Raw genomic sequence first — 26114 nt, 5'->3', positions numbered from 1 at the left:
GTCCAAAATTGGCTAAGCCTTCTCCGTCATACTCCGATGAATTTTGCCACGAGTTGCCACGAGGTCTAACCTCGAATTAGTACCTCTCAACAGATATAAATTTGCGAGGTCTAACCTCGAAATGGGATTTTTGGGGAGCAAAGTAGAGCGGTTTTGCTAGTCAGTATGTTAGGATAATTAAATGCAAAAAAAGTTTGGATTTCAAATAATGAGCTCATTGGGTGACCCCAGATTTGCTCGTACTGGCATAATCTCTACCCCCCATGGTCAGATCAAGACTCCCGCCTTCATCCCTGTAGCTACCAAGGCAACGATCAAGGCTCTAGCTCCAGAACAGATCGAGGCCGCTGGGGCTCAAGCCTTACTAGCTAATGCTTACCATCTCTATCTTCAGCCAGGTGAAGATGTTTTGATCAAGGCTGGTGGACTAGGCAAATTTATGAATTGGAGCAGGCCAACTTTTACTGATTCCGGAGGCTTCCAGGTGCTTTCTTTGGGTAGTGGATATAAGAAGGTGATATCAATGGATCAGACTAGTGCTAGTAATGCGCCCAAGAGTACTAGAAGGGCAAGAGTGGATGATGAGGGGGTAGATTTTCGGTCAGTCATTGATGGTAGCTTGCATCGATTTACACCCGAAAGGTCGATGGAAATTCAGTGGGCGATCGGAGCTGATATTTGCTTTGCATTTGATGAGCTGACCTCACTAGCTGATTCTTATCAGTATCAAGTCAAAGCTCTAGATAGAACTCACCAATGGGCGATTCGTTGCCTAGATCACTTTAGGTATTTGCAAAAGCTGGATCAGTCTAGGGATTACCAGGCACTTTTTGCAGTTTTGCAGGGTGCTAATTATCAAAATCTAAGAGTCGAGACTGCAAAATTCTTGGGGGCAATGGAATTTGACGGATATGGCATAGGTGGAGCAATCGAGAAGTCCCAGCTAGGTGAGATCATTAGTTGGGTCAATGAGGAGTTGCCAGCTGATAAGCCCAAACATTTACTTGGTATTAGTGAACCTGATGATATATTTGAAGCGATTGCTCAGGGAGTAGATACTTTTGATTGCGTATCTCCGACTAGGGTTGCTCGTAATGGGGCAGTTTATCTTCCCACGGGTAGGGTCAATCTAGCCAGGGCGAGATATCGGGAGGATTTTTCGAGTTTAGATTCTGGATGTAAATGCTATACTTGTCAAAATTATACTCGAGCTTATCTTCATCACCTACTCAAAGCCAAAGAGAGGTTAGCCGCTACTTTGCTCTCGATCCATAATGAGACTTTTATCATTGGATTGGTTGATGCAATTAGGGAGTCAATTGAGCAAGGAGATTTTGAATCTTATCGTCGAGAGTGGTTGGAGCAATATTATGGAGGGAGTTCTAGAAGGTAACTCTATTAGTTTTCTAATTTTTCAATCTTTTTTACCCAATCGATTACTCTGTATGTTATCGGCAGTAGTACGATTTCTGTGCCTGTTTTGAAGACCCAGCCAATCAGGATGAACTTGAATAGGTCGTAATTACTGAGAATTCCAGCGAAAGCAACCACGCCAAAGATTAGAGTATCGAAGAATTCACCGACCATAGTAGAGCCAATCAGTCTTGCCCAGAGAGCCTTGCCATGTGTGGCCGATCTAATTTTTATTAGACTGATTGAATTGAGCAAAGATCCTGCAAGGAAGGCTAAAAGGCTAGCTAGGACAATCCTAGGGAAAAAGCCCAAGATAGTCTCAAATGCTTCTTGATCAGTATATTCAGGAGCTGCTGGCAAGTATCTGACTATTGTAAAGGCCGCTACGCCTAGTAGCATTACTCCGAAACCTACCCAAATTGCTTTTTTTGCATATTTATACCCATAAACTTCAGTCAAGACATCCCCCAAAATATAGGTAAGAGGGAATAGGATTGCTCCTCCATCGGTAATAATTGGACCAAATGATACTAGCTTGGTAGCAGATAGATTAGAGATTAGAAATAAGACAGCAAAGCTAACAAGGATCAAATCATAGATAGCAAATTTTGGCTGGCTAGTGTTATTCATAGTGGGTTACCAGTCTTGGCTACTGTTATCTGTACTTGCTTTGCCCCAACGCCATTTTGGTCTGGGTCCTTTCTTGTAAGAGATAGCTATTACAAGAATTGTAGCAAGAAAAACTAGCAATAAGTAGGTGAGAACCTCAGCAGTAAGTTGGTTGTCGGATTGATCTTCGATAGATATTCCGCCAAGTATCACAATGCTAATATAGCTGATTATAATGATCCAGCCTTGCTTGGTGGCTGGTACCCAGCCATAACCATATCTTTTCCTTTTAAACCAAAAGCTATTTTCTTGATTATTCATCAATACCTACATTACAAAGACATAAGAATTTTTGCAAGGTCTAACCTCGAATTAGTACCTCTCAACAGATATAAATTTGCGAGGTCTAACCTCGAAATGGGATTTTTGGTTGCGGGGATTCGGATAGTTTGGTACAACTAAGGTGGTAATAAAAGAGGGGAGGATTGATGAGTAAAGAGAGTTCAGGGGGTAATAAGGTAGGAATTAGAGGTTCAAGGGGTGATATTGGTAGGGCTGCTATTGCAGTATTTTGCCAAGATAACTCAGGTCATCCCGGTACATTAGCTGCTCTTAGTACTCGAGAATCCAATCTCTGGCCAAGTGGTTCTGCTACATCAGAAGAAGGTTGGGATAGACATCCAAAATATCCAGATCTAGGCCTAGGTTTAAAGCTGGATAATGAAGGCAACTTACTGTTTGGAGGTCGACCTGTAAACAAGCTTGTTTCTAGGGGACCCGATACTCTCTGGCCAGCAGACGTAAATACAATCTTAGATGCAACAGGGGAATTTAAATATCCAGATTCAGCTCAGCAAGGATATGGAGATTTTCTAGATCACGATGGAAGGGTAGCCATCTTGACTGGTCCATTTGGTTCTGATCCAAATAGACGGGGTCTAACTATTGTTTGTGGTTACAATGATACGCCTGAAAATATTGCCAATATCTTTCAAAAGAGGGTTATTGCAGTAAGTTCATGTACTACAAATGCTACACTGCCAATTTTGGCGGGGCTATTGGATTATCTGGAAGAAGTAAATATCACGCCAAATTTTGCAACTATTAATACAACTCATGCTAGGACAAATAGTAATGATCCGGAAGCAATTAAAGGCAATATGATAGTATCTGGCTCTGGGGCAACTGAGGAATTAAGACTTCTGGATCGTAGGGTTGCCAAGCTAGTAATTCCACCAGTAACCTCTATCAGAGTAGATGTTGATACAGGTAGCATTGCTGATTTGACTCTATTTTTTAACCAGGACAGTATTGAGATTTCCAGAGAAGGTATTGAAAATTATTTGAGAGATCTAATGAAAGTTGGTAAGTTAAAGGGTGTCTCTCAATTTGCAAAAGACATGCCTGAAGGTACCAGAAAACGAAATATTCTAGACGATGTAGTATTAACGGATACTAGCAGTGTGATATTGGGTATAGAAACAGGTCAAGGATATATCAAGATTCAGATAGGTTATGATAATATTATGGGATATACTAGTGTTATTGTAAATAGGCTACTTGTATCAATCAGCGAGCATAGAAGAAAACGTCCTGAAGTGGATTCATAAAGACACCAGTCCGGTTTGGGCGGCTATACTTTGATAAATTATTCTATTGATTTCTAACAGGATAATTTGTTAGTATTATCAGCGTGTCAAATTTATAGTCAATAAATAAACGAGGATAAAAGATAAGATGCCACAATCTGAAAGTCAACCAATAGAAGCCCATAATCCAGGTGTAGAAGAAACGCCAGAGAGTCGTCTAGCTTGTGTTGTAGAGAAAGATCCTAAAAGAGAGCAGTTAATTGGCTGTGTAGATGATAGGCCGACTGATCGGCAACTTGAAAAAATATTGTTAGGGGTGCCTGGAGGACTAGCTGGATTTGCATTGACCGATTATATGGTAAAGGGAGTTAATCCTAATCAAAACAAGAAACCTCGGGAGATTATTGATAGTTTTATCAATAATTTTCAGAGACCATTATCAGGCAATGGCATCGAAGTTGGTTTGCATAACGATGATTCAGGTCAAGAACGGTGGATGGGCTGTGGTTTTCTGGCTAAATTAGAAAAGATATTAACAAAATATTTTGAAGACAATAATTCCCAGATAGATCCAAAGTCATTATTTGATCTTAGTGTATACGACCCCAGCTGGACAGTTAAGAACTTTACTAGTAGTACAGAAGGTTCAAGGCAGGGGGTTTCGCTGATTACTAGGACAGGTCAACATATGTCAAAAAAGGGTCTAATCATTGATGACTCTAGCTTGTGTGCCGATCGTGACCTAATGCAAAAACACGATGATTATTACTATGTACTTGATTTGGCTAGTGTATTGGATATCTATCGAGATGTGCTAGGGTATGACGAACAAGAGTTAATAGGTGCTAAGAAGATATTGATAGGCTTATTCAGGGCTACATTGAGGGTTCTCAGTGAGGATAGTATTGGAGATGAGGATATAGTTGATGTCAGCGGTGGTCAATATGAGTTTGAGCCAGCTGATCAATAGGCTTGTTAACTAAGATAATAAGGTATATCTATTCAATTCGATCACATAGGTCAAACGAGAGATCCCGAGACCTCTAGAATAGAGTTGTCAAATCTCTATACCTAGTTGTATTTCTGGAGGTGCTTTACGTTTTCGGAGGTATTGACTTTATCTAAGTTATAATAGATAATTAGAGCATAAATAAAATCAATTTAGTAATCAATAAGATAAGAAGGAGATCGATTAATGTCAAACGTGGATAATAAAACAGTTTTGGGTGTAGCAACAACAGTAGGGGGAGCTGGTTCAGTTCTCGGTGCGACATCAGGTGATGGACTAGGTGCAATTACTACCTTACCTAGCACTGGTGGCGAGATTGCTTTGCATCTTGCTATATTAGTGGCTATGGGTTGTGGGTTGGTTATTTTGACCAGCAATCTGATTACTTATTTAGCTAAAAAATATCAATAGGCTGTATTGATGAATAGGCTAATATTTAGCCTAAAGATTGGATTAGTTTATTTGGTTGTAATTGCTTTATTTTTTGGTAATGAAATTTATGCTAAATACCAAGAACATACAGTATCCGAACAGAATCAAGAACAGCTAGCAGTTATTAGCCAAGAAGCTAAAGAAGATAGTAGCTATGTTCCCGCGCCTCCTGTCAAGATTGAAATTGAGAGACTTGATATAGAACTGAATGTATTGGATGGAGAGTACGATTCTTCTAATAGCACCTGGACTCTTAGTAATGATAGTGCCCACTATGCTTTACAAACTCAGTTACCAAATTTTGATCAAGGCAATACATTGATCTATGGTCATAACCTCGAAAACATTTTTGGTAACCTCAAGGATCTTATCAATGGAGATATATTGATCCTAACCGACCAGTCAGGTAAGAAAATTGCCTATACATTCAAGGGTTTTGAAGTTTTGAAGCCAAATGATACATCAATATTTTATTATCAAGGTCAGGCACAGTTGTCCTTGCTCACCTGTTACGGATTGTTCGACAGCGAGAGATTGGTGTCAAAGTTTCAGCCAGTTAATTTAGTAGAATGACCGATATTATTTTTGGGTTTCTTTCAATCTTGGGTGTAATTACTCTGCTTAGAGTTACATTATTTTTTGTGGGTAGTGATATCTATGAGATCAAGCGAATCATTAAGCGTCGTAGATTTAGTAGTATTATAAATTTTCAACCCAAGAGCTATCAGGTTACAGTATTAATACCTGCCCACAATGAAGATAGTGTAATAATCCGTTGTTTGGAGTCTGTATTTGCAAGTGAGTACAAAAGGATTAAAGTCATAGTGATTGACGACGGTTCTTCGGACCAGACTGCCGTATTGGTCAAGAATTTTAAGGCATTACATGGATTTAGCAATTTGCAATTGATTAGCAAAAAAAATTCTGGCAAGGCTGATTCGCTCAATCTTGCTCTGGCCAAAGTTCGTTCTGCCCTAGTGATGGTCTTGGATGCTGACTCTGTAGTTCAACCAGATACGATTTCAATTGCAGTAAGGCATTTTGATAACCCCAGAGTAGTAGCAGCCGCTACCAATGTTCGGATCACTCACAATTTAAATAGCATAGTCGGAGCAATTCAACTCCTAGAATTTAGTTCATCTTTTCGTTTCAAGAGGGCACTTACTACCTTTAATATGGAGTATATCATTGGAGGCATGAGTTTCTTTCGTTACACAGCATTAAAAAAGGTTGGTTTTTTTGATACGGATACGGTGACTGAAGATATTGATTTGACACTAAAGCTTGTGAGCCTTGGCAACAAAGACAACCGCATCATCTTTGCTGGAGATTCTATCACCTATACTGAAGGGGCAGGTAGTTTTAGAGCTTTACTCAAGCAGAGATATCGCTGGAAGTATGGGAGGTTTCAGACTTTTGTCAAAAATCGTAAGTTATTCCTCAATAAGGATCATAAATATAGTCGAAGTTTGACATTTTTTTATCTTCCCTGGTCATTAATTCAAGAATTGATTTCATTACTTGATCCTTTCATTATTATTTTTTGGTTAACTATTTCTATACGCATGGGTAGTTATGGAACATTTAGATTTATCATTATTTTTTATATGATCTTTGTTTTACTTATCACTATGACTGAAGATCGTTTAAGTCTTGCGGCAAGATTTAGATTGGTAGCTTATGCCCCATTGGGGTACATATTCTTCTTGGTAGTTGGATTGGTGGAATATTCGGCTTTGTTAAAGTGTATATTCAATTATCGTAAGATTATTCAACTCGAGCAAGATATAGGTGGCTGGGACCATATCAAGCGTGATGGAGGAAGTCTCGGTTAGTTTTTTACAGGGGGAGATTTTGTAGCTTTCTAGCTACAGTCGATATACCGATATAACTCTTGCAAATATAGGGGACAATAGAATACAATTAAGCTTGTGGTTTATTAAATTTTAGTTTAAGAATTAGGAGTCTACTATGAATAACCGTTTGATAAAGATTTTGGCAATAGCAGGAGTGAGTGTAGGATTGTTTGTGATAGTTTATATCAGTCTTGTTGGCGATCAAGATAATAATAGTACTCAACAAGAGCTTACGATGAGCACTTCTGATGACACAGATTTGTCAGATACAGATAGACCCACCACTCAATATCAGGGGACAAGCTCAAATACTAACCAGTCGAGTGGTAGTAGCTATCAAGATGGTACATATCAGGCCAACCAGACATACCTTGCCCCTGGTGGTAGAACAGATTCAATAGATGTAGGGGTAACACTTGTTGATCAGGTTGTAACCGCAATGGACTTTGGGTATCAAGAGTCAAATCCGGATTCTGGAGCATTTTTAAGTCTATTTGATTCAGAGATTAGGGGGCAGGTTGTCGGTAAGAGCTTAAACCAGATCAATCTCAGTAGGGTAGCAGGAGCAAGTCTGACCACTAATGCTTTCAACTTAGCATTAGATAATATCGCTAATCAAGCAGAACAGAATTAGTTGGAAGCTATATTTGGTTTTGAGTATCAGGCCTTGGGTACGGTTTGGTATTTTGAGTTCTTTGAACAGATAAATAATCAAGAAGTATTCAAAGAACAACTTTTTTCTACTATAAATCAGTTTGAGGCCGATTACTCTCGCTTCAAGTCAGACTCATTACTAAGCCAGCTCAATAAAAATAGGCAGGCTGAAGTAAATGACGAATTTAAAGATCTGTTGGATATTGGTCTACATTATTATCAATTAACGGCAGGGGTATTTGATATTAGTCAGGCTCATCAATTAACTGAGCATGGTTATGGTAAACCAATAATTGCCACAACTGACTTCCAGTCTAGATTGGATCAGATAATTAGTTTTGATCAGAATAGGGTGATACTGGCGGGAGATCGGCAGCTAGACTTGGGGGGCATAGGTAAGGGCTACTTGGTAGACAAGCTTGCTAGAAGCTTTGAACAAGATTATGGGATTAAGAAATATCTGATTAATGGAGGGGGTGATCTTAGGGCAGGTGATATTGATAGTTCTGGGGTTGGGATTGCCTTAGAGGATCCATGGAAGCCTGGCCAATATTTGGGAAAAATCCTATTGAATAGCCAGGCATTAGCCTATTCATCTCCTGTCAAAAGGCGCTGGACTGATCAAGCAGGACAGAATCATACCCACTTGATATATTCAGATGGACAAAGGATGATCGCTAGTCTAGTCGTTGCTAAGACTGCCCTGGAAGCAGATATTATGGCTACGAGTATAGCTGTAGCTTCGGATATTCAGAGACAAAAATTTATAGATAATTTTACAATCGATTACTTAATGGTTGACTCTGAATATCATACTAAGCACCCAAAAGTTAGCTTGTTTGATAATTTATAGACCAAAGTCTTCGACTCGAATTTGGGAGTCACTCACGCCAAGTTCAAAAATCATTTGTTTGATTCCTCGATTAAACCCTGGACTACCACAGATCAAAAATTGAACCCCCTTGACATTCAGGCTTTGCTGATCAAGAAATGCAGTAATTTTTTCAGGAGTAATCTTGTCAGGCCCAATACCATCAGAAATAATTTGGTTGTAGTGATCACCTAGTTTGGTTTTTAATTTGGAAGCAAAGATCAAATCTTCTTGACGCATCCCGCAATAAATTAGATAGCTAGAAACAGGGTTAATTAGAAGGTAGTCAAACAACGGAGCTATACCAACAGATCCGATGATTGCCAGTACAGGCAAGGATTTATTTAATCCATATAGATAGCTACCATAGGGTCCATCCAAGTAGAGAGTAGATCCTAGTTTGAGATTATTGAGTGTTTTTGATTGTTTACCGATTTGTTTGACAGCAAAATATAGTAGCCTATTATTCTCTTGGTAATGGAGTACACTATAAGGGTGAGAATTAGCAATCTTACCCGATTGAATATAGCAATATTGTCCAGTACTTGGAGTGATAAATCGAGAAGATTTTTGAGGTTTTAATGCTAACATTACAATATCTCCAGATATTTGAGTCTTCGTAACTATGTAAGGTATCTTACCAAGATTGGTAGCCTGGTAAAGTCTAGTCAATAAAACTAATATTGATAGAAACATCAGGCTGATCCAAAATGCTTTGAGCACGGGATATTGGGCAATACTACTGCCAATATCTTTGGCGTGTAGCAATATAAGTGCTAGCATTGGGTAGGACAAGTAATGTAAATATAGCCAGGGGCGATACTTTATAGCCGAACGGAGAGTGATACTCGATAGCCAGACAATGACTAGGAGGGCAAGTCCAATCCGACCAAATGCCAAAGCCCGCTGATAGAGATCGCTAAAGTCTAGGGGAAAGTCAGGAAATACTATCCAAGCTAAAGATTTACTATAGCCGAGAGTGACGGCAATCGGATGAATCAAGGCAAAGATTACGCCATATTTACCGATTAGGCGATGAATTCGATTAACCCAAAGGATATCATCAGTGACTAGAATGCTAAAAAACCGATTACCAATCAGTATCTGCCAAAAGAATAATACCCCTGCGATTAACCCAGACATTGAGCTAATCTTTAGCATTAACTCAGCAAAACTGATGCCTTGGTCAAGGGTCCCCTCCATTAGTAGTCCGAAAGGCAAGATTGAAGCTAGAATGATTGCAAGAAGCAAATACTTGCCTAGATTAAAGGGGCTAGACCTATCCATTATTAGTCTCAATTTGATTGAAATAATTCAACACCTTGGTTTGTTCACGGTCTTGGAATGCCAACCTTAGTTCAATAGTTTCAATTAGCTGGTCATAACTTCTTTGGATAGCAGGATTGTCTTGATCAGCAAAATCTTTGAATAGCTTATAAGAATCAGAATTAGCAAAATACCTACCTATCTGATTAAAGATTCTCGCGATTGGTTCTTTACCGTCGAGCTTGTTGATGACTTGCTGATAGTCAGAGAATAATTTATCAAGGTAAACAGATTGCAAGCTAAGGTTGCTACCGAGATTAGTTAACCAGGAGCGGATATCTTGTTTGCGAACATTATCGGACATCGTAAATTGCCAGAGTTGGTCAAACTGACTAAGTTCTGGTTGACTAGATAAAGCTGAGATGTAGTCAGAGATCTTTTGTTGATTTAACTCTTTGGAGTATAGATCTAGCAACTCTGCTTGGAATTTGGCTGGTTGAGCTTTCAGTTTGGCTTTCAATGAAAGCCGGTCTAGGTCCGGATGGCTTAGTATTGGTAATTGAGTCAGCCAATCTGTGGTAGGCTGATAATTATAGATGAGACCAAGTCCCAGCAACAGTGTTCTTAATTGGGTAAGGTTTTTCGGTTCTTCAGGAGTGGGTCGCCAGTCTATTTGGCCAAGTGGCATCTTAATCAATTTTTGAATCCAGTTTGATAGAGGCACAAATTGGGATTTATCTGGGTAGAAATTTATCCTGAGCTCACTAATCACTTCAGATATTGCTGACCACACCAGGAAGCTTGTAGACGAATTAGCCACAGTTTCCAAGGTATCGAGTAGATTGATAATACTTCTATCTCCTTTGAGGCTAAGCATTAAGTGGTCAAGGATTATCGCCTGAATATCAAGATTGCTTAGTTGGTTACCCTGAAGTCTAGAGTTGAGGCTATCTTGATAAGTTTTATCTGGCTTGATCAAATAAAAGCCTACTTGGTTAGGATTGATCAATGGGGGCAATTCAGATGGGCTGGAAAGCTGTATTTCAGTTTGTTGGCCAATCAGAAGCTGGTTGTATGATTGATCTGAAAAGTTAAGAGGAATAGACCAGATTTTATGATTATTCTCTTCTTGGTAAGAAAATTGAGTCTGCTTGAGGGTCATAGTATCTTTATTGACCTCAATCGATAATACTGGGAACCCCGATTGTTCTGTCCAGTTTGGCATCAGGTCTGTGATTGGCTGGCTAGATACTTGTTCCAGGGCGTCCCATAGCTGCTTGGTGGTGGCATTGTTGTAACTATATTGATTTAGATAGAGCACAATGCCTTTGCGGAAAATCTCAAGTCCTAAATAGTGAGCAAGCATGTGGATTATACTTGCTCCCTTGCCATAGCTAATTTGATCAAAGGCAGTTCGAATTTGGTCTGGATGATTAATCTCAACCTCAATTGGATGGGAATCACTTAGGCTATCGAGTTCCATTGCATTGCGTCTTTCGAGGCCTACAAATTGTTCGAAATAATTCCATTCTGGATAGATTTGGTCAGCAGCATAGATCGCCATCCAGCTAGCAAATCCTTCATTGAGCCAAAGATCTTCCCACCAATCCATTGTTACCAAATTACCAAACCATTGGTGTGCGATTTCATGTGCGATGACTTCGACGATAAATTGCTCGACAAAAACATTAGTCGAGTCGGGGTCATAGATCAGGCAGGCCTCACGATAGGTTATTAGTCCCCAGTTTTCCATTGCTCCTGATTCAAATTCTGGCAAGGCTACCATATCTAGTTTGGTTAATGGGTAGGGTATTTCAAAAAATCTTTCATATAGATCAAGGACTTTCTTAGCAATTTCTAGAGAAAATTTGGTCTGCTTAATCTTATCAGGTGTGGCATATGTACGAATTTTTACACCACTATCTGAGATTGTTTCTAGGTACCTTAAGTCTCCAATTACTAGTGCTAGCAAATAAGTTGACATTGTTGGAGTCTGGGCAAATCTAGTCCTTTGTTTGTCTTCAGAGATTAGCTCTGTCTCAATTATCGGCGTATTGCTTAGGCATTGGTCCGCTGGGTGATGGATTACAGTTAGGTCAAACTTTGACTTGGCGTTTGGTTCGTCTAGACAGACAAAAACTTCTCTAGCATAGTGGCTTTCCATCTGAGTAGCAAGTAGCCAACTAGTCTCACCAGATAAGGTTTGATAGTTGCAGGGATATAGACCTTGCAATTTATTTGATATTTTTCTAGAGAAATTGATCTCTAGTATTACTTTTTGATCTTTTTTGAATTCCAACTTAGTAGGATTTAGGATTTGAATCAGATCATCTGCGGGGATTAGATTGTAGTTTGCGGGAGTAAACTCTAGGTAGTCTATAGATATATTTACATCATTAATCTCTAGATCTTTAGCATGAAGCTGTAAATACTCCTGGTCTATCTGGCAGGTAGCATCAATTTTGACTTTGCCTTGGTAACAAAGTCCTAATCTGTCTATATTGAGTTCAATTTGATAGCTATCAATATGAAGGAATTGGCTGAGCTGGGTAATTTTTGTTGGTTTTGTCATATAAGCATTCTAACACATTTGAAAGCGTTTGATTTTAGTACTCAGATGATATATATTAGGGTTGTCTATTCCAGTATATGGAGCTTCTAGCTCAAGTGGTTTGTATATGAAATGGGCAACCACTTAGGCAGAATACAAACCTTCTGCTGGAATAGACAACCAGTGGTTGTCCTTTTTGTTTAAGTATTTACTTAAAGGTATTTTTGGATTATGATGGTGATATGACTAATTCAGGAGTAACTAATATAAGAGAGATATTTTCAGCACTTGGTGATCAATCTAGATATCAAATTTATAGCTTATTAACCATCTATCCAGGCATCTGTGTTAGTGAGCTAGCTAGCCAATTGAATGTTAGTATTCCAGCAGTTTCTCAGCAGTTAAAGATCCTTGAAAATTCAGGGCTGATTAAACACATCAGAGAAGGAAAGAAAGTTTGCTATCAGGTTAGTCAAGATTTTGAGGAATATCAACAGATTTCGCAAATCATCAGAATGGATCAAAAATTAATTCATAATAAGGAGTAGCATGAATGTTACGGTTTATTCCACCAAAACGTGTCCATATTGCCATCTGGCAAAGGATTATCTTAGATCAAAAAGCATTGCTTTTGAGGAAGTGCTCTTAGACGATCAGCCAGAAAGAGCCCAGGAGGCAATCAAGACCTGCAACAGTCTTGGGGTACCCTGTATCAAGGTTGAGCAAGATGATGGGTCAGTAATAGGTATCTTAGGCTTTGATAAACCAAAGCTCGACAAGGCACTTGGACTATGAAAAAGCTAAATCTATTGATTATCGAGGGAAGTATTAGGGCTCAGCGTCGATCAATATTTGCTGCAAAATACTTGGAAAAGTTGGCCAATCAGAATCAGCGTTTTGAGGTCAAGCTAATTTGTCCCGAAGATTATCCTAGTCCACATGAAGGTAATGATCCAGACAATAAAAATCCAGAATACACAAAGCTAACTGAATGGGCAGATGCCTTCCTGCTGGTTTTACCTGAATATAACCATAGTTTTGCTGGGAGTCTCAAAATGCTACTTGATACAGAGCTAGCTAATTATTTGCATAAACCGGTTGGTTTTGCTGGAGTATCTGTCGGTGGTTTTGGTGGGGTCAGGGCTATTGAAAGCATCCTTTCTGCTGTCAGGCAGATGGGGATGGTAGCATTGTCTCATGATATTCACTTTAGTAATTCTTATGGATTTTTTGATCAGAATACTGGTGAACCAATTGATGATAGTAAGCAAAAAGAGGTAGAGCAGGTCTTAAGTGAGCTTTATTGGATGGCAGAAAGATTGGGGTAGAGTTAGCATTTTTTGATTGATATTAATGATAGCATGGTAGATTTGAGATTGTGAAATACTTTTTTAGAGTCCTAAAGTATCTATTGCTTATCGCTCTGATTTTGGGAGCTGTTTTTGGTTACTCAAGAAGGCAATGGCTATACGACCAGTTTATGATATATACCTACGAAGGAGATCCATCAATAGTAGAATTGGGAGAAAAAGCAGGTCTCAGCCACCATGGATTGTCGATATTCTTACAATCAAATCCTGAGATAGTGGATTATCAGACTTTGACAGACAAGTGCCCAGAGGGGAGTGAAGGGAAGACGGAGTTGATATTTGGCTGCTTCTTTTCTGACAATGGCTCTGAGTATAGAATTTATCTTTTGGATATCGAGGAACCAGAAATCAAAGATTATCAGCTAGCAGTCTTGGTGCATGAGGTATTACACTTCGAATACCAACTCCAGTCTGATAGTGAAAAATTGGCTCTCGACAATCAATTGGATGATTTCTGGGACAATTTGAATGCAGAATATCGAGATCAACGATTTCTTGGCTATAATGACTTACCAGAGGAGGATCAACATAAAGAGCTATATGCTATTGCTGGATCAGAACTAGATGATACTCAGTATCAGGATTATCCAGTAATTTTGAAGTCTTATCTAGAGATTTTAGACAATAGAGAAGGGATTGTTGATGCTGCCAAACAGTTTGATCAGATATTTCGTCCAATTCTAGATCAAATCAATGACTTGGCAAGTGACTTGGATCAGAGTAGTATCTTACTCGAGGCAAGGTATCAAGACCTTATAAGTCAAAATGTAGAGCTCGAACAGTTACTGGCTGAAGGGCAGATTGGTGAGTATAATGGCAGAGTTGCTAATTATAATGCTCAGGTTGATCGTTACAATGATCTAGCCGATCAGCATAATGCTCAGTTGGCTGAGCTAGAGGATAAGTATCAGGTGTATTTCGGAATTTTTGATGATATTAAGGCTGGCAAAGAGGTTCGGGATATCTCGATATAAATTGTATATGCTTAGATTCTTTGCGATAAATAAGTAAGAAATTCTCGTAGTCTGCTGAATTTTGAGGTCGTAAGTATGGCTATGTTTGGATGTCGCTACTAGACTCGGGTTCTTTCTTGGTTTCTTTTGATACCTTATCTTTAGTGGGGGAAGAAGTTTTATCTGGTTTTTTACCAGCCTTCTTATTGTCAGGTTTTTGCTTGGGCTTAGGCTTAGGAAATTCTGGAGGGTTATTAGGATCGATCGATTCCAATACCTTGCTGTATTCTGTAATTATCTCCTGCCATTGTTTTGGTACGATTGGTAGATTGGCAAGTAGAAATTCAATAGCAGGAGAGCTATTGATAAGCTCCTTCATCAATACTTGCAATCTAAAGTCTGCCTCTTCGGGTGTAGGGTATTCTAGGGCATCAAAGAGCTCGGGATAAATATAATAGTTTGGTATTCCTGGATTTATTATTATATTAAGCTGGTTTGCTAGAATAACTGAGGAAACTGCTAACCTCTGAGCGGAGCTCTCTTCAACTATTCGATAGTCATGGTTGGTCAGCCAGTTGAGTATAGTTTGGGCGATTGAGGCAAGTTCTAGGATGTATATTTTTGAATTAGCATAATCTTTTTTATTCTGATTGCTAGGTTTCCTATCTTTGAAATCTTGATAGATACTTTCTATCATATTTCTTGTGATTGTATCAATTATCAGATTGGCTTGGGCAAGTTTCTCAAAGAGTGATTTGGCATCAAATTTCTTAATACCAGATTTACCAGCCTGCCAAGCAATTCGATTAACTAGCTTAGATCCTGCTTGACCATCGAGGTCTTGATATAGGTATATAAGATTATCATCTAGTAGCTGGTATTCACGAATCGCAGCCCAATAAGCATAGTCATTCTTATCTAGATTGGCTTTTTTTAATAGTTTGCGCAAATCGTTATATGCTTGATTTCTGTGGGACTCCTTAGCGAGGTTGGATATGAGTTTGGTGACAGTGCCTTGATCAACGTTATGTTCATTGAGCCTTGGTAAGAAGTAATTTAAGTTTAGATTAAAAATAATCTCTAGATCGTCTTTGGCAGGATGGATGATATTTGGTAATTTGTAATCCTCTTGGTCTTTTGGGGATTTTTTGCTGGATTGTGAGGGGGAGGTTGAGTTATCTTCGATCATAGAACAAGTTTATCATAAATACCCTTGCTTGTACCAGCTAGTAGCCGACTCAGGGGAGACTGGGTTGATGATAATATTGGTGCTGAGTTCAAGACCTCCAGAATTGATCAGTCCACGGGGTACTAGCTTGATAATCAATCTATCTGGATGGGTAAAGCCATTTTCGATTAGCAGATTGAAGTCTATTCCTGAATTTCCAAGTCGTTTGACTAGGGGTGAGATTAAGCCAGTGAGTTGAATGATCTCACGATGGTCTAGGTGGGAGAATTCAAGGATTCCTCTCAGTGGGATTAGCCAGACTTCCATCGGGTTAATACTAGCATAAGGGCAGAATACAACCCATTGGTCAGTCTGTGTGACTAGTCTTGTAGCCTGGGAAAGCTCTTGCTCTATCGTGTCTTGGATCGGATTTGATGAGTCCAACCTTAATAATTGCCTGTGTTGCCTTTGGATTTTTTCAGGTATTCGTTCGAGGGCAAAAACCTGTGTATGTGGGTGAGCGATTGAAGCTCCAGAATGGATACCTTGATTTTTGAAAATCGATATATAGCGAATGCCAGGCACTCGACTAAGAGCACGAGATCTAGCCTGATAGAAACCAAATAGATTAACCAGCTGCCCAATGTCTAGATCTTCAAAGTTTTTGTCAATTTCTGGTGTATCAATGATAATTTCTTGTTTACCTTTTGCTTTGGTATTGTCCTCTGTGATTGTAGGAAAGCCATTGAGGATGGATTTTACGATCCAGTTACCGTCAATATCTTCTATTTGATCTATAGCTGGCTCATTAATCAACCTTAATCCAATCTCGGATCGTTTGAGGTGTGGCTCCGATAGACTAGAGTTATCTTCGTTTTCATGGGGTCTCTTGCCTCTCTTTGGTGCGATAATTACTTCTTCGCCAAACCAATATCCTTGCCTGAATTCCGGTGCCATATCAATATAAACTAAATCATTTGGTAAATCAGTCAAAAAGTTAGACATAAGCATTATCTTACCATCTTTTTTCGATTCCCAAAACGCACATTTCGAGGTCAGACCTCGCAATTTTATATCTGTTGCAGGGGTCAAAAGCGAGGTTAGACCTCGCAGGGGTGGTAGTTGGTTGAGTGGATTTTGGGAGGGGTTGACCATAGGGTGCAGCGGTGTGTTACAATTAACGGACTATGAATATAAGTTTTGGGAAAAAGTCGACAGAGATTGAGGTTAGCCAGATAGTACTCGCGATTTTACTGATTGCAGTGATAGTGATTAGTAGGTTGTTGCCTCATGCTTACAATCTGGTACCAGTTGGCGCAATAATCATGCTTGCAAGTATCTATCAGGGCAGAAAGTTTGCTTGGATTGTCGGGTTATCAGGCATGTTGATTGGAGATCTATGGTTGGGCTTTTATCAAGCTGGGATAATGCTTGCAGTTTATGGGTCATTATTGCTTATTACTTTTGCAAACAATTATTTGAGAAATAACCGTTCAGTTTTAAATATCGTTAGTCTTGCCCTGATGAGCGGTTTGGCTTTCTTTTTGATTACAAACTTTGCAGTTTGGTTATTTACTGATATGTACAGTAAAGACCTATCTGGCCTAAGTTTGGCTTATTATTATGCTTTGCCTTTTTTCCGCAACACATTAATCGGTAACGTAGGGTATAGTTTAGTCGGTTACTTGGCACTAGAATATAGTTTGCCAACAATCAAGGATTTGATTCCAGCACGTCAAGGCTAGTATTGTGCTTGGGATTAGTAATTCTAAGCAATTGATATCTTTGATCTTGATGATACCATTGTCGATAGTCACCTAGCTTTTGAGCGTTTACTTAAAGATATTGCTCTCGAACAATATCAGATGAGTTTGACAACTGAACAGATTGACCAAAATTGGGGTCTGCCAGTGGACAAATACCTTAGAGCACTTTTCGGGATAGAAGATACTAGTAAGATGATTGAGCTTATTAGAATAAAGAATCAAGAGGAGGAGTATAAGAGAGCATTATTGACTGGAGTAAGACATATGTTGGATCAGATGATCAGTAGGGGCATAAAACTCTCCATTCTTTCTGGTGGATCTGGGTTGGTCTCAAGACCAACCCTAGAGGATTTACTCGGAGATTATGATAAGTATTTTGATAGTCTTTATTTTAGTGAGGATACTGAGCCTTATTACAAACCTGATTCTAGGGTATTTGGGCACCTTATTAGTAATTATCAATCAATGCAGATATTCACCGATAAGATGCTCTATATCGGGTGATAGCTTAGTAGATGGCTATGCTGCCCATGGAGCAGGTATTGATTTTATAGGGGTTACTACTACTACTAACTAGTATAAAACAGTTCGAAGATAATGGTTTTAGGGCAGTAAACAACTTAGCAGATCTTAAGCTATAAAATCCCATTTTCAAGGGCACCCCTTGTCGATTTATATCTGTTGAGGTGGTCGATTTCAAGGGGACTCCTTGGGAGAGGGCTAGAAAAGGATTTCTAATTTTGGTTTAACCTTGCTATAATAGAAAAGACAGTGAAAGATCGGATAGATAGATATATAGCAAATCGAGATAAGAGACCTGATCGTAGGATAGTTTTGTCGGGCGGAGGAACGTTGGGTTCGGTAATCCCACTCCTGGCACTCGAAGATATTGTGAGACAACAACGCCCAGAGATAGAGTTTACTTGGATTATTACCAGGAAAGGCCCGGAAAACGAGTTTATCAGAAAGTATTATCGGGATAATGGGTTAGATCTCAATGTCTATAGGCTAGCCACAGTCAAGCTTAGGAGATATTTTAGTTTTGAAAACCTAAGAGATATTATCAAGGCTCCTTTTGTTTTGCTTTATACGATATCATTACTTGCCAAGATTCGACCTAATATTGTGGTCACTACAGGAGGATTTGTATCAGTGCCAGTCCATCTAGCCGCTAGATTTTTTGGAATCAAATCCTGGGTACACCAACAAGATATTTTAGTAGGACTATCCAATAAGATAATGGCTAGGTCGGCGAATCTTGTGACGTCTGTATTTCCGCTAGATAATATTGCAGGTAATCAAGCTCAGAGTATTGGCAATTTTATTTCCAATTATCAAGCTGTAGCGATTGATGAAAAATGGCATGATAGTATCAGACCAGATTTGCCGGTTATCCTGGTAACAGGGGGTGGATTGGGTGCTGATCGGATCAATCAGCTAGTATTTGGTTTAATTGATAAGCTGAGCATTAGGGCAAATATTTTTCATCAAACAGGTAGGGAAAATTATCTCCAATCTAGAGCTTTTAGTCACAAGTATCCAACATACCATTCTTTTAAACACCTTGCCAGAGATGAGTTTCAGGCAGTCTTAGAGATGGCAGATATCGTAGTAGGTAGAGGTGGCTTATCTACTTTGACAGAGATAGCTGCTTTTGCCAAACCTAGTATCATTATTACGAAAAAAGATCATCAAACTGAGTTTAATGCGCAGTACTTAGAGTCAAAAAATGCCGTTATTTGGCAGAAAGAGGACGGTCTGACAAGCGATAAGCTGTATCAATTGATTATTGATTTAATCCAAGACCAGCCCAAGAGAGCTTTACTGGCTCAGGCTATTAATCAGGCAGTGCCAATAGTAGATTCAGAACTTGCTATCAAGCTACTAGATGATATTCTATATAGATGAAAGAAATAATTAAACTCATTAGACACACGGCTGTCTTAAAGGATTTCTATATCAAGCTGGCAATTATCAATCTGCTGGTTGCCTCACTGAATCTCGTTTATCCATTTACGATTCGTTCAATCGTTAATCAACTGGTAGAAGTAGTGGGCAATCCAGATCGTCATGATTTTATATTTCTAGCTATGTTGGTAGCAATCATCTTTACTGCAGATCTATTTCAGACCTTCTTACAGTTTGTTGGTGGTAGATTGGGGGATAGATTGGCAGTCAGATTAGATACCATTCTGACATCAAGATATTTGGATAGGTTACTGTACCTGCCTCAGAGGTTTTTTGATGACCAGGAGAGTGGTCAACTAATCTCATATCTGCATAGGGGGATGTCCTCGGTGACGAGTTTTTTCCAGAATATGGCCAACAATTTGATTAGTACTATCCTGACAACAATTTTTGTGATTATTGCTACTAGTTACTACCTGGGTCCAGTAGGGATAATCCTGGTCCTACTGTTCCCAATTTACATCTACCTTACTAGGCAATCATCAAAGCGCTGGATGAAGTTTCAAAAGCAAATCAATCAATTACAAGATACTGCATTTGGTAGATTAGGGCAGGTGGCTTCCCAGATGAGACTGGTCAAGTCTTATACCAGTGAAGTATTTGAGAAGCAAATATTTGATCAGAATCGTAAGGATGTCGAGAGTATCCACCTCAAGCAATCAAATAGTTGGCATCAATATGATTTTTATCGAAAATTTATTCTCAATATCTTACTCGGACTGGTCAATCTCTATGTTGTCTGGATGGCCTACAAAGGAAAAATCAATATTGGTGAGTTCGCCTTGATAATACAATTGATTGCCCAGGCGAAGTTTCCACTGTTTGCCATATCTTTTATTGTCGACAGTGTTCAGAGAGCTAGAACTGGGACAAATGAATACTTTGACTTGATTGATCAAGAGATCGAGACTTTGGCCACTAAGGATACCAAGCCGAGTACTCATAAGCCAAAATCTATTGATAAGATGAAGCAAGCTCGAGTTAGCTTTGAGCATATTAGTTTTTATTACAAGCAGGGTAATCAAGTTCTCAGCGATATCAATTTGGCAGTAGAGCCAGGGCAAAAGGTTGCTTTGGTTGGGAGGAGTGGGGAAGGAAAGACGACTATTACCAATCTTTTACTCGGTCTGTATTCAGATTATCAGGGTGAAATTAAGATCAATGGCCAAGATATTAGGGAATATGATTTGCAATACTTGAGATCTCAGATAGCTATTGTTTTCCAGGATCCTTGGATGTTCTCTACAAGCATTTATCAGAATATTAGCTACGGAACCAAGGCTAGCCTCAAGCAGGTTAAGCGGGCAGCCAAGCTTGCTAATGCCGATCAATTCATAGAAAAACTTAGCGATGGATATGATACCCAAGTCGGGGAGAGAGGAGTTAAGTTGAGCGGAGGACAGAAGCAGAGGATTGCGATTGCTAGAGCAATTCTCAAGGATGCTCCGATCTTGATTCTCGATGAAGCAACCTCATCCCTTGATAGTATTGCTGAAGGGGAGGTGCAAACAGCTCTGAACAATCTGATGAAGAATCGGACTACAGTCATCATTGCCCATAGACTGAGCACCATAGCTAGGGTCGATAAGATTTATGGGATTGAACAGGGTAGAGTGGTGGAATCTGGTTCACCCCAGCAGCTGGCAAAACATCCAGATGGGATTTATGCCAGACTGCTCAAGCTCCAGAGTGATAGTTCGTATCAGGCTCATCAGCAGCTTGAGGAGTTTGGGATTGGGTAGTCAGATTGATGATGGTGGTGGTGTGGTTAGCCAACAAGCCAGCAACCACAGTATTTAAGGGTGATAATAGTTAATCTGAGCTAGAATAGTCCCTTCATTTCATAACCTTAATTCCACAGTGGGGGTTCTTGATAAAAAGGTTATTCCAATATCAAATTAAGCACCCTTGAGTCAAAGAATTACTTAGGGAACAGGACTCAAAAATACCCCCTTTGCCAAGGATAATATTGTCATAAGAAGCAAAGATAGTCCGAGCAAAAAAAAGACCGCCTACTGGCGGTCTTAGGGGCATTTATTTTTGCTTTTTTGTTTACCCTCACTTTTGTCTGGTTTGCCAAAGGTCGCTTACTGGAGCCAACCTCTGGCTGTTTGTTTGTGTTTTGGATCAACTAACGTGCTCAGCACTGCATCTATCTTATGCTAATAAGGCTTTTGCTGTCAACACTTCGAAGTGACAAATCTGTGGATAACTTTATATAAAGAACACATTAGTAGTTCATTAACAGATATAGCACCTCAAAATTCTTAGACAGATATTGTGCAAAAATTGTGTAGTACTAGATTTTGTGAGAAATCTCTCGCTGAGCCTCGCGGGCTTTGATTACTTGTCTTTTGTCGTGCTTCTTTAGGCCTTTACCGATTGCAATTTCAAGCTTTGCAAGATGTCGGTTTAGCCCTATAGCCAAAGGAATTAGGCTAGTACCTTGTTGCTCAAGTAATTTTGCAATCTTATCAATTTCAGTATGCTTGAGGAGTAGCTTGTGGCGAGCAATGATTGATTGATCAGAATCAGAGTTGTGTCCTATGGTAGCATTAACCAGCCAGATTTCATGATTTTTTAGACTGCAGTAGCTAGTAGAGATATTTACCTTACCAGCTCGAATTGCCTTGATCTCAAACCCTCTTAAGACAATTCCAGCCTGCCATTTATCCAAAATTTGGTAGTCATAGACCCCTCTCTTGTTTTTGGCAATGATTTTCATACAGAGTGAATCAGATGAATCTTGTAGCTATTAGGACTACCAAGATGATTAAGCCAATGATAGTTAATCTCGGGTAGCGGTTGAATACTTTTTGCCAAAGTGTTTGCCAGCTAGCATTGGCGAATTCACGAAACTTGCTAAGGTCTAGATGGGTGGTAGTTCTTTTGGCCAACTCAAGGCTACTAACTGAAAGAGATTTGATCGAGCTAGGAATTGATTTGGAATTTCCAAAGATAGAGCTTAATGGGTTTGACTTGTATTCCAGGACTATTTCTTCGGTCGGAGTGATGTCGGCATGGACAATACTATCAAAGCAAAATCCAGCATAGCTTCCTCCACTACTGGATTTCGTACTAATATAGTCTGCCATCTTCCCGACTAATTCACTACTAGAACTAGAGTCAAATAATTCTAGTAGCTTAGTTTGACTAAACTGGGATATTAGCTTGTTGGTAGTAATAACTAGCTTGTCACCCAGTATTAGAGATCCTTCAGTCAGATTATAAAAAAGCTTCTTGATCGCTTCAGGGTCAGAAGGTTCACTTAGCTCAGCAACTTCGTCTCCCCTAGTATGAAAGATTCGATTATTGCCAGCTTCAGCAATCAAGACTTGCTGATCACGGACTAGGCAAAGGCAGATATTGAATTCATATTCATTTGAAATAGGGACTTGCTGGTTGATTTGTTCTAATGCTGCTAAAAAACGTTTCTTGAGGGAGGCTTTTTGGAAGTTAAAACCCCTGAGATGTCTATCAAGATTGAGTTTAATCTTTTCTAAGGTATCTTTGAAAGCTTGGTTTGGCTTGGTGACTTTGTAGCCAGATAGTTCGGCTACTATCAGGGCTTCTACTAGATTATCGGTACCCTGGTTGATCAACCAGTGATCAGTATTGCTGATCACAATAAAATCATTGACACCTTTGCTTTGTTGAGGCCGGGTACGAAGCTGGACTAAATTGATACCAAGTGATGCCATATATGGTTATAGTATACTATAAATCAATGGCAAGAAGAATCGAGACACTTCTTGAGGGCTTGAATGCAGCTCAGGAACAGGCAATTTTGGCAGATCAAGGTCGCTACTTGGTAGTAGCTGGGGCTGGTACTGGCAAAACTACGGTTGTGACCAGGAGGATAGCCTATTTGATTACCAATAGAGGAGTAGCACCCGACAAGATTTTGGCTTTGACTTTCACGGATCAAGCAGCCGAGGAGATGGAGATTAGGGTAGATAAATTGGTACCCTTGGGATTAGTCGGGACTAATATTATGACCTTTCATAGTTTGGGTCAGATGATTCTGTCTGAAGAATATCTAAGGATGGGTTATGCGCGCGAGCCTAGATTGATTAGCGGTTTTCAGCAAAAGATTTTTTTGCGTGCTATTTGGGATAAGCTCAGTCTTAAATACTATGCACCGCTCAATAGGCCAGAGCAATATCTGGAGTCACTAGTCCAGTATTTTTCAAGACTGGCAGATTATTTAGTATCACCAGAGCAATATCAAGATTGGGCTAAGCAACTTCCTGTCGATACTGAGTTGGAGCAAGAGTTTGCTGGTAGGCAGCAAGAATTGGCCGAGGCATATCAAGTTTATCAGCAAAATAAGACAGAGCAGGGGCTAGTAGATTTTTCAGATTTGATTAGTTTACCAATTCAGATTATTGAACAGGATGTAGAAATTAGAGATAAATGGCAGAAGCGATTTGAGTATATGATGGTCGATGAGTATCAGGATACCAATTATGCTCAAGATCGGTTGGTAGAGTTGATTACTGGTGAACGGGGCAATCTGATGGTAGTCGGAGATGATGATCAGGCAATCTATCAGTTTAGAGGGGCAGATTTGAGTAATATCTTGAATTATGCTAAGTCAATCGATCAAGATAAATTGATTGTATTAACTGATAACTATCGAAGTAACCAGAGTATTTTAAATTACTCACATCGATTGATTAGTTATAATAATCCAGATCGACTAGAGTCGATTCTAGGGCTGGATAAGCGACTGATTGCCAACCATCAGATTGGTGCTGAGCCAGAATTGTTACTAGCAAGTAATACCGTCGAAGAGGTTGATTTGGTGGCTAGCAAGATCAAGCAAGTTCTTGAAGGCTCAGAGGTTGAAGCTGGACAGATTGCTATCTTAATTCGCAATCATAGTCAGGCTAGGAGTTTGGAGGTGGCTCTAGATAAGCAAGGTCTAGAGTACTATACTCATCATCCCGAGGAACTATTAACTAAACCAGAGGTCAAATTTCTCTTGGATTTTTTGACTATCCTGAATCAACCTGATAACAATCAAGCTTGGGCAAATTTTTTATCTGCAGATATCTGGGGGAATATTTGGCTAAGCTTAGTAAAATTACTTGGACAGTCCGTTCGTCAACATCAAGGGATTGAGCAAATACTCAAGGATTATCTTGTCTTGGAAGATCGAGATCAAGAGGTTGCTGATATTTTAAATAATATCCTAGATTTAGTTAATCAACATCGATTAATGGCTCGAAGTCAAGGAGTGGGGAAAGTTTTGTATAGTTTTCTAGATCAGTCAGGCTATCTTCAAGGTCTGATCAATCTAGCCGATATCGATCAGGATTCAGCCAGAAAAATCCAAAATATCAGTAAAATTTTTGATTTGATTAGAGAATTTTCTGAGATAGAAGACACTGCTAGAGTCTATGATTTCTGGTATTTTTTGGAGCAGGCTAGTTTGAGCGGGGGAAGTTATCAGGCTGAAGAGCTAGTTGATTCATCAAAGATTCAGATCATGACCATTCATAATGCTAAGGGTACAGAGTTTGACTATGTTTTTGTCTATGATTTATCTCAAAATACTTTTCCTAGTACAAATCGTCAAAATCAGATAGAACTGCCCTCTGGGTTGATCAAGGGTTACCATCTGAAGTCACGCGAGAGGCATATTGCTGAAGAGCGAAGGTTGGCTTATGTAGCTACAACTCGCGCAAGACAGCGCATTTGGCTAAGCTTCTCCAAGGATCATGGTGGTAAACGAGCGCGCAAACCATCTCAATTTTTGAGTGAGTTTTTCGATCAAATGATTGAATCTAAGTCGGAAGCTGGATGGCAGAGTCATCTGGCGAAGATTATTAATCCTAGTCAAACTAGCCCAAAGACAGATCAAGATTTGGCCAGTAGGCTTTATAACCCGGATGGTTATTTAGTATTAACCCCGCATATGATTGAGGAATATTTGAGGTGTCCTCAGGAATTTTGGTATTGGAATGTTATTGGATTACCAAGAAATCCTCATCATTCTTTGGTTTATGGTACGGCTATTCATGCAGCGATTGAAGTCTATAATAGGGCTAAGATCTCGGGTCAAGTTATCAGCAGAGACCAGCTAATTCAGGTGGTAAGAGACAACTGGAAGCTGGATGGATTCTTTAATTATTCACATATCAAGGGTAGGCTCAAGCAGGCAGAGAAGACTATTATTCGTTATTATGATTTATCTGAGGCTAAGGGGATATTTCCAGATATTGTTGAAAAGCCATTGAGGATTGTTTTGACAGATCAGAAGGTAATAATCAATCTAAGAATTGATGCTATCTACCATCAGCAAGGGCTAGTAGAGATTCGGGATTATAAGACTAGCAATCTGGATGATCAGAAGAAGGCGGATAAGCGGCTTAAGGAGAATATCCAATTGCCAATTTATGCTTTGGCTTGGATGATGGAGATGCAAGAACAGGTAGATAGGTTGAGCCTAGAATTTGTTGAGCATAATATTCTGACATCTACTAATAATATCGATCATGATAAGACCCTGGAGTTAATTAGTCAGGTTGCTGACGGTATAGCCAAGAGGGATTTTCGAGCTTCTGGTAGAAGCTCTGTCAAGTTTGATCAGTTTTTTGCTTGACACTAAGGGGTTTTTGATTGGTAGATATT

General features: G+C 39.4%; 25 protein-coding genes. 17 read left to right on the top strand and 8 right to left on the bottom strand.

Going from position 1 to position 26114, the window contains the following annotated elements; genetic code table 11:
• Positions 1-181: 181 nt before the first annotated feature.
• Positions 182-1393 carry a tRNA guanosine(34) transglycosylase Tgt gene (tgt, locus tag KA531_00200; protein MBP6005320.1) on the top strand — a complete coding sequence of 404 codons (1212 nt, stop codon included), beginning with the start codon at positions 182-184 and terminating at the stop codon, positions 1391-1393.
• Positions 1394-1398: 5 nt separating this feature from the next.
• Here the strand turns inward: tgt and KA531_00195 are convergent, their stop codons facing one another.
• Positions 1399-2043, bottom strand: coding sequence for a queuosine precursor transporter (locus tag KA531_00195; protein ID MBP6005319.1), 645 nt, complete (start codon positions 2041-2043; stop codon positions 1399-1401).
• 6 nt (positions 2044-2049) lie between these two features.
• Positions 2050-2343, bottom strand: a complete 294-nt coding sequence (locus KA531_00190; GenBank protein MBP6005318.1) for a hypothetical protein — start codon at positions 2341-2343, stop codon at positions 2050-2052.
• A 167-nt stretch (positions 2344-2510) separates the two neighbouring features.
• Between KA531_00190 and KA531_00185 the strand changes: the two genes are divergently transcribed.
• From KA531_00185 to KA531_00155, 7 genes are all read left to right on the top strand, one after another.
• Positions 2511-3632: a hypothetical protein gene (locus KA531_00185; GenBank protein MBP6005317.1), complete on the top strand. Its 1122-nt coding sequence runs from the start codon at positions 2511-2513 to the stop codon at positions 3630-3632.
• 127 nt (positions 3633-3759) lie between these two features.
• Positions 3760-4581 (top strand): hypothetical protein, encoded by an 822-nt coding sequence (locus tag KA531_00180; GenBank protein ID MBP6005316.1) that lies wholly within the window; start codon positions 3760-3762, stop codon positions 4579-4581.
• A gap of 225 nt (positions 4582-4806) precedes the next feature.
• Positions 4807-5031 carry a hypothetical protein gene (locus tag KA531_00175; GenBank protein ID MBP6005315.1) on the top strand — a complete coding sequence of 75 codons (225 nt, stop codon included), beginning with the start codon at positions 4807-4809 and terminating at the stop codon, positions 5029-5031.
• Between the two features lie 9 nt (positions 5032-5040).
• Complete coding sequence (locus KA531_00170; protein ID MBP6005314.1) at positions 5041-5625, top strand: sortase; 585 nt, start codon at positions 5041-5043, stop codon at positions 5623-5625.
• Positions 5622-6887, top strand: a complete 1266-nt coding sequence (locus tag KA531_00165) for a glycosyltransferase family 2 protein (protein MBP6005313.1) — start codon at positions 5622-5624, stop codon at positions 6885-6887. Before KA531_00170 ends, KA531_00165 begins: the two co-directional genes overlap by 4 nt.
• Before the next feature lie 136 nt (positions 6888-7023).
• Positions 7024-7542, top strand: coding sequence for a calcium-binding protein (locus KA531_00160; GenBank protein ID MBP6005312.1), 519 nt, complete (start codon positions 7024-7026; stop codon positions 7540-7542).
• The gene (locus KA531_00155; GenBank protein ID MBP6005311.1) at positions 7543-8415 is read left to right on the top strand and encodes an FAD:protein FMN transferase; all 873 of its coding nucleotides are present in this window, start codon (positions 7543-7545) and stop codon (positions 8413-8415) included.
• Here the strand turns inward: KA531_00155 and KA531_00150 are convergent.
• Both KA531_00150 and KA531_00145 read right to left on the bottom strand, forming a co-directional pair.
• Positions 8410-9720 carry a ferric reductase-like transmembrane domain-containing protein gene (locus KA531_00150; GenBank protein MBP6005310.1) on the bottom strand — a complete coding sequence of 437 codons (1311 nt, stop codon included), beginning with the start codon at positions 9718-9720 and terminating at the stop codon, positions 8410-8412. The two genes, KA531_00155 and KA531_00150, sit on opposite strands and share 6 nt — an antisense overlap.
• On the bottom strand, positions 9713-12271 hold the full coding sequence (locus tag KA531_00145; GenBank protein MBP6005309.1) for a M1 family metallopeptidase: 2559 nt from the start codon (positions 12269-12271) through the stop codon (positions 9713-9715). Before KA531_00145 ends, KA531_00150 begins: the two co-directional genes overlap by 8 nt.
• Before the next feature lie 221 nt (positions 12272-12492).
• Here KA531_00145 and KA531_00140 point away from each other — a divergent pair, with 221 nt between their 5' ends.
• From KA531_00140 to KA531_00125, 4 genes are all read left to right on the top strand, one after another.
• Complete coding sequence (locus KA531_00140; GenBank protein ID MBP6005308.1) at positions 12493-12798, top strand: winged helix-turn-helix transcriptional regulator; 306 nt, start codon at positions 12493-12495, stop codon at positions 12796-12798.
• A 1-nt stretch (position 12799) separates the two neighbouring features.
• Positions 12800-13045: an NrdH-redoxin gene (locus KA531_00135; GenBank protein MBP6005307.1), complete on the top strand. Its 246-nt coding sequence runs from the start codon at positions 12800-12802 to the stop codon at positions 13043-13045.
• Positions 13042-13578 (top strand): NAD(P)H-dependent oxidoreductase, encoded by a 537-nt coding sequence (locus KA531_00130; GenBank protein ID MBP6005306.1) that lies wholly within the window; start codon positions 13042-13044, stop codon positions 13576-13578. Before KA531_00135 ends, KA531_00130 begins: the two co-directional genes overlap by 4 nt.
• 152 nt (positions 13579-13730) lie before the next feature.
• On the top strand, positions 13731-14594 hold the full coding sequence (locus KA531_00125) for a hypothetical protein (GenBank protein ID MBP6005305.1): 864 nt from the start codon (positions 13731-13733) through the stop codon (positions 14592-14594).
• Positions 14595-14673: 79 nt separating this feature from the next.
• On the opposite strand, the gene KA531_00120 is transcribed toward KA531_00125, so the two are convergent.
• Positions 14674-15762 (bottom strand): hypothetical protein, encoded by a 1089-nt coding sequence (locus KA531_00120; protein MBP6005304.1) that lies wholly within the window; start codon positions 15760-15762, stop codon positions 14674-14676.
• 12 nt (positions 15763-15774) lie between these two features.
• Complete coding sequence (locus KA531_00115; GenBank protein MBP6005303.1) at positions 15775-16746, bottom strand: DUF4931 domain-containing protein; 972 nt, start codon at positions 16744-16746, stop codon at positions 15775-15777.
• Between the two features lie 182 nt (positions 16747-16928).
• Here KA531_00115 and KA531_00110 point away from each other — a divergent pair, with 182 nt between their 5' ends.
• From KA531_00110 to KA531_00095, 4 genes are all read left to right on the top strand, one after another.
• Complete coding sequence (locus KA531_00110) at positions 16929-17486, top strand: hypothetical protein (protein ID MBP6005302.1); 558 nt, start codon at positions 16929-16931, stop codon at positions 17484-17486.
• A 30-nt stretch (positions 17487-17516) separates the two neighbouring features.
• Positions 17517-18011: an HAD family hydrolase gene (locus tag KA531_00105; protein MBP6005301.1), complete on the top strand. Its 495-nt coding sequence runs from the start codon at positions 17517-17519 to the stop codon at positions 18009-18011.
• Between the two features lie 267 nt (positions 18012-18278).
• Positions 18279-19415, top strand: coding sequence for a glycosyltransferase (locus tag KA531_00100; protein MBP6005300.1), 1137 nt, complete (start codon positions 18279-18281; stop codon positions 19413-19415).
• Entirely contained in the window at positions 19412-21217 is a 1806-nt protein-coding gene (locus KA531_00095; protein ID MBP6005299.1) for an ABC transporter ATP-binding protein, read from the top strand. Before KA531_00100 ends, KA531_00095 begins: the two co-directional genes overlap by 4 nt.
• Before the next feature lie 557 nt (positions 21218-21774).
• Here KA531_00095 and smpB read toward each other — a convergent pair.
• Both smpB and KA531_00085 read right to left on the bottom strand, forming a co-directional pair.
• Positions 21775-22200, bottom strand: coding sequence for an SsrA-binding protein SmpB (gene smpB, locus KA531_00090; GenBank protein ID MBP6005298.1), 426 nt, complete (start codon positions 22198-22200; stop codon positions 21775-21777).
• A 10-nt stretch (positions 22201-22210) separates the two neighbouring features.
• Complete coding sequence (locus KA531_00085; protein ID MBP6005297.1) at positions 22211-23176, bottom strand: hypothetical protein; 966 nt, start codon at positions 23174-23176, stop codon at positions 22211-22213.
• Between the two features lie 26 nt (positions 23177-23202).
• Between KA531_00085 and KA531_00080 the strand changes: the two genes are divergently transcribed.
• Positions 23203-26085 carry an ATP-dependent helicase gene (locus tag KA531_00080; GenBank protein ID MBP6005296.1) on the top strand — a complete coding sequence of 961 codons (2883 nt, stop codon included), beginning with the start codon at positions 23203-23205 and terminating at the stop codon, positions 26083-26085.
• The last annotated feature ends 29 nt before the right edge of the window (positions 26086-26114 follow it).

It is taken from the genome of Candidatus Saccharibacteria bacterium, from assembly GCA_017983775.1.
Lineage (GTDB): Bacteria > Patescibacteriota > Saccharimonadia > JAGOAT01 > JAGOAT01 > JAGOAT01.
The sequence above is the reverse complement of the archived record's forward strand: the minus strand, read 5'-3'. Positions and strand labels throughout refer to the sequence as shown.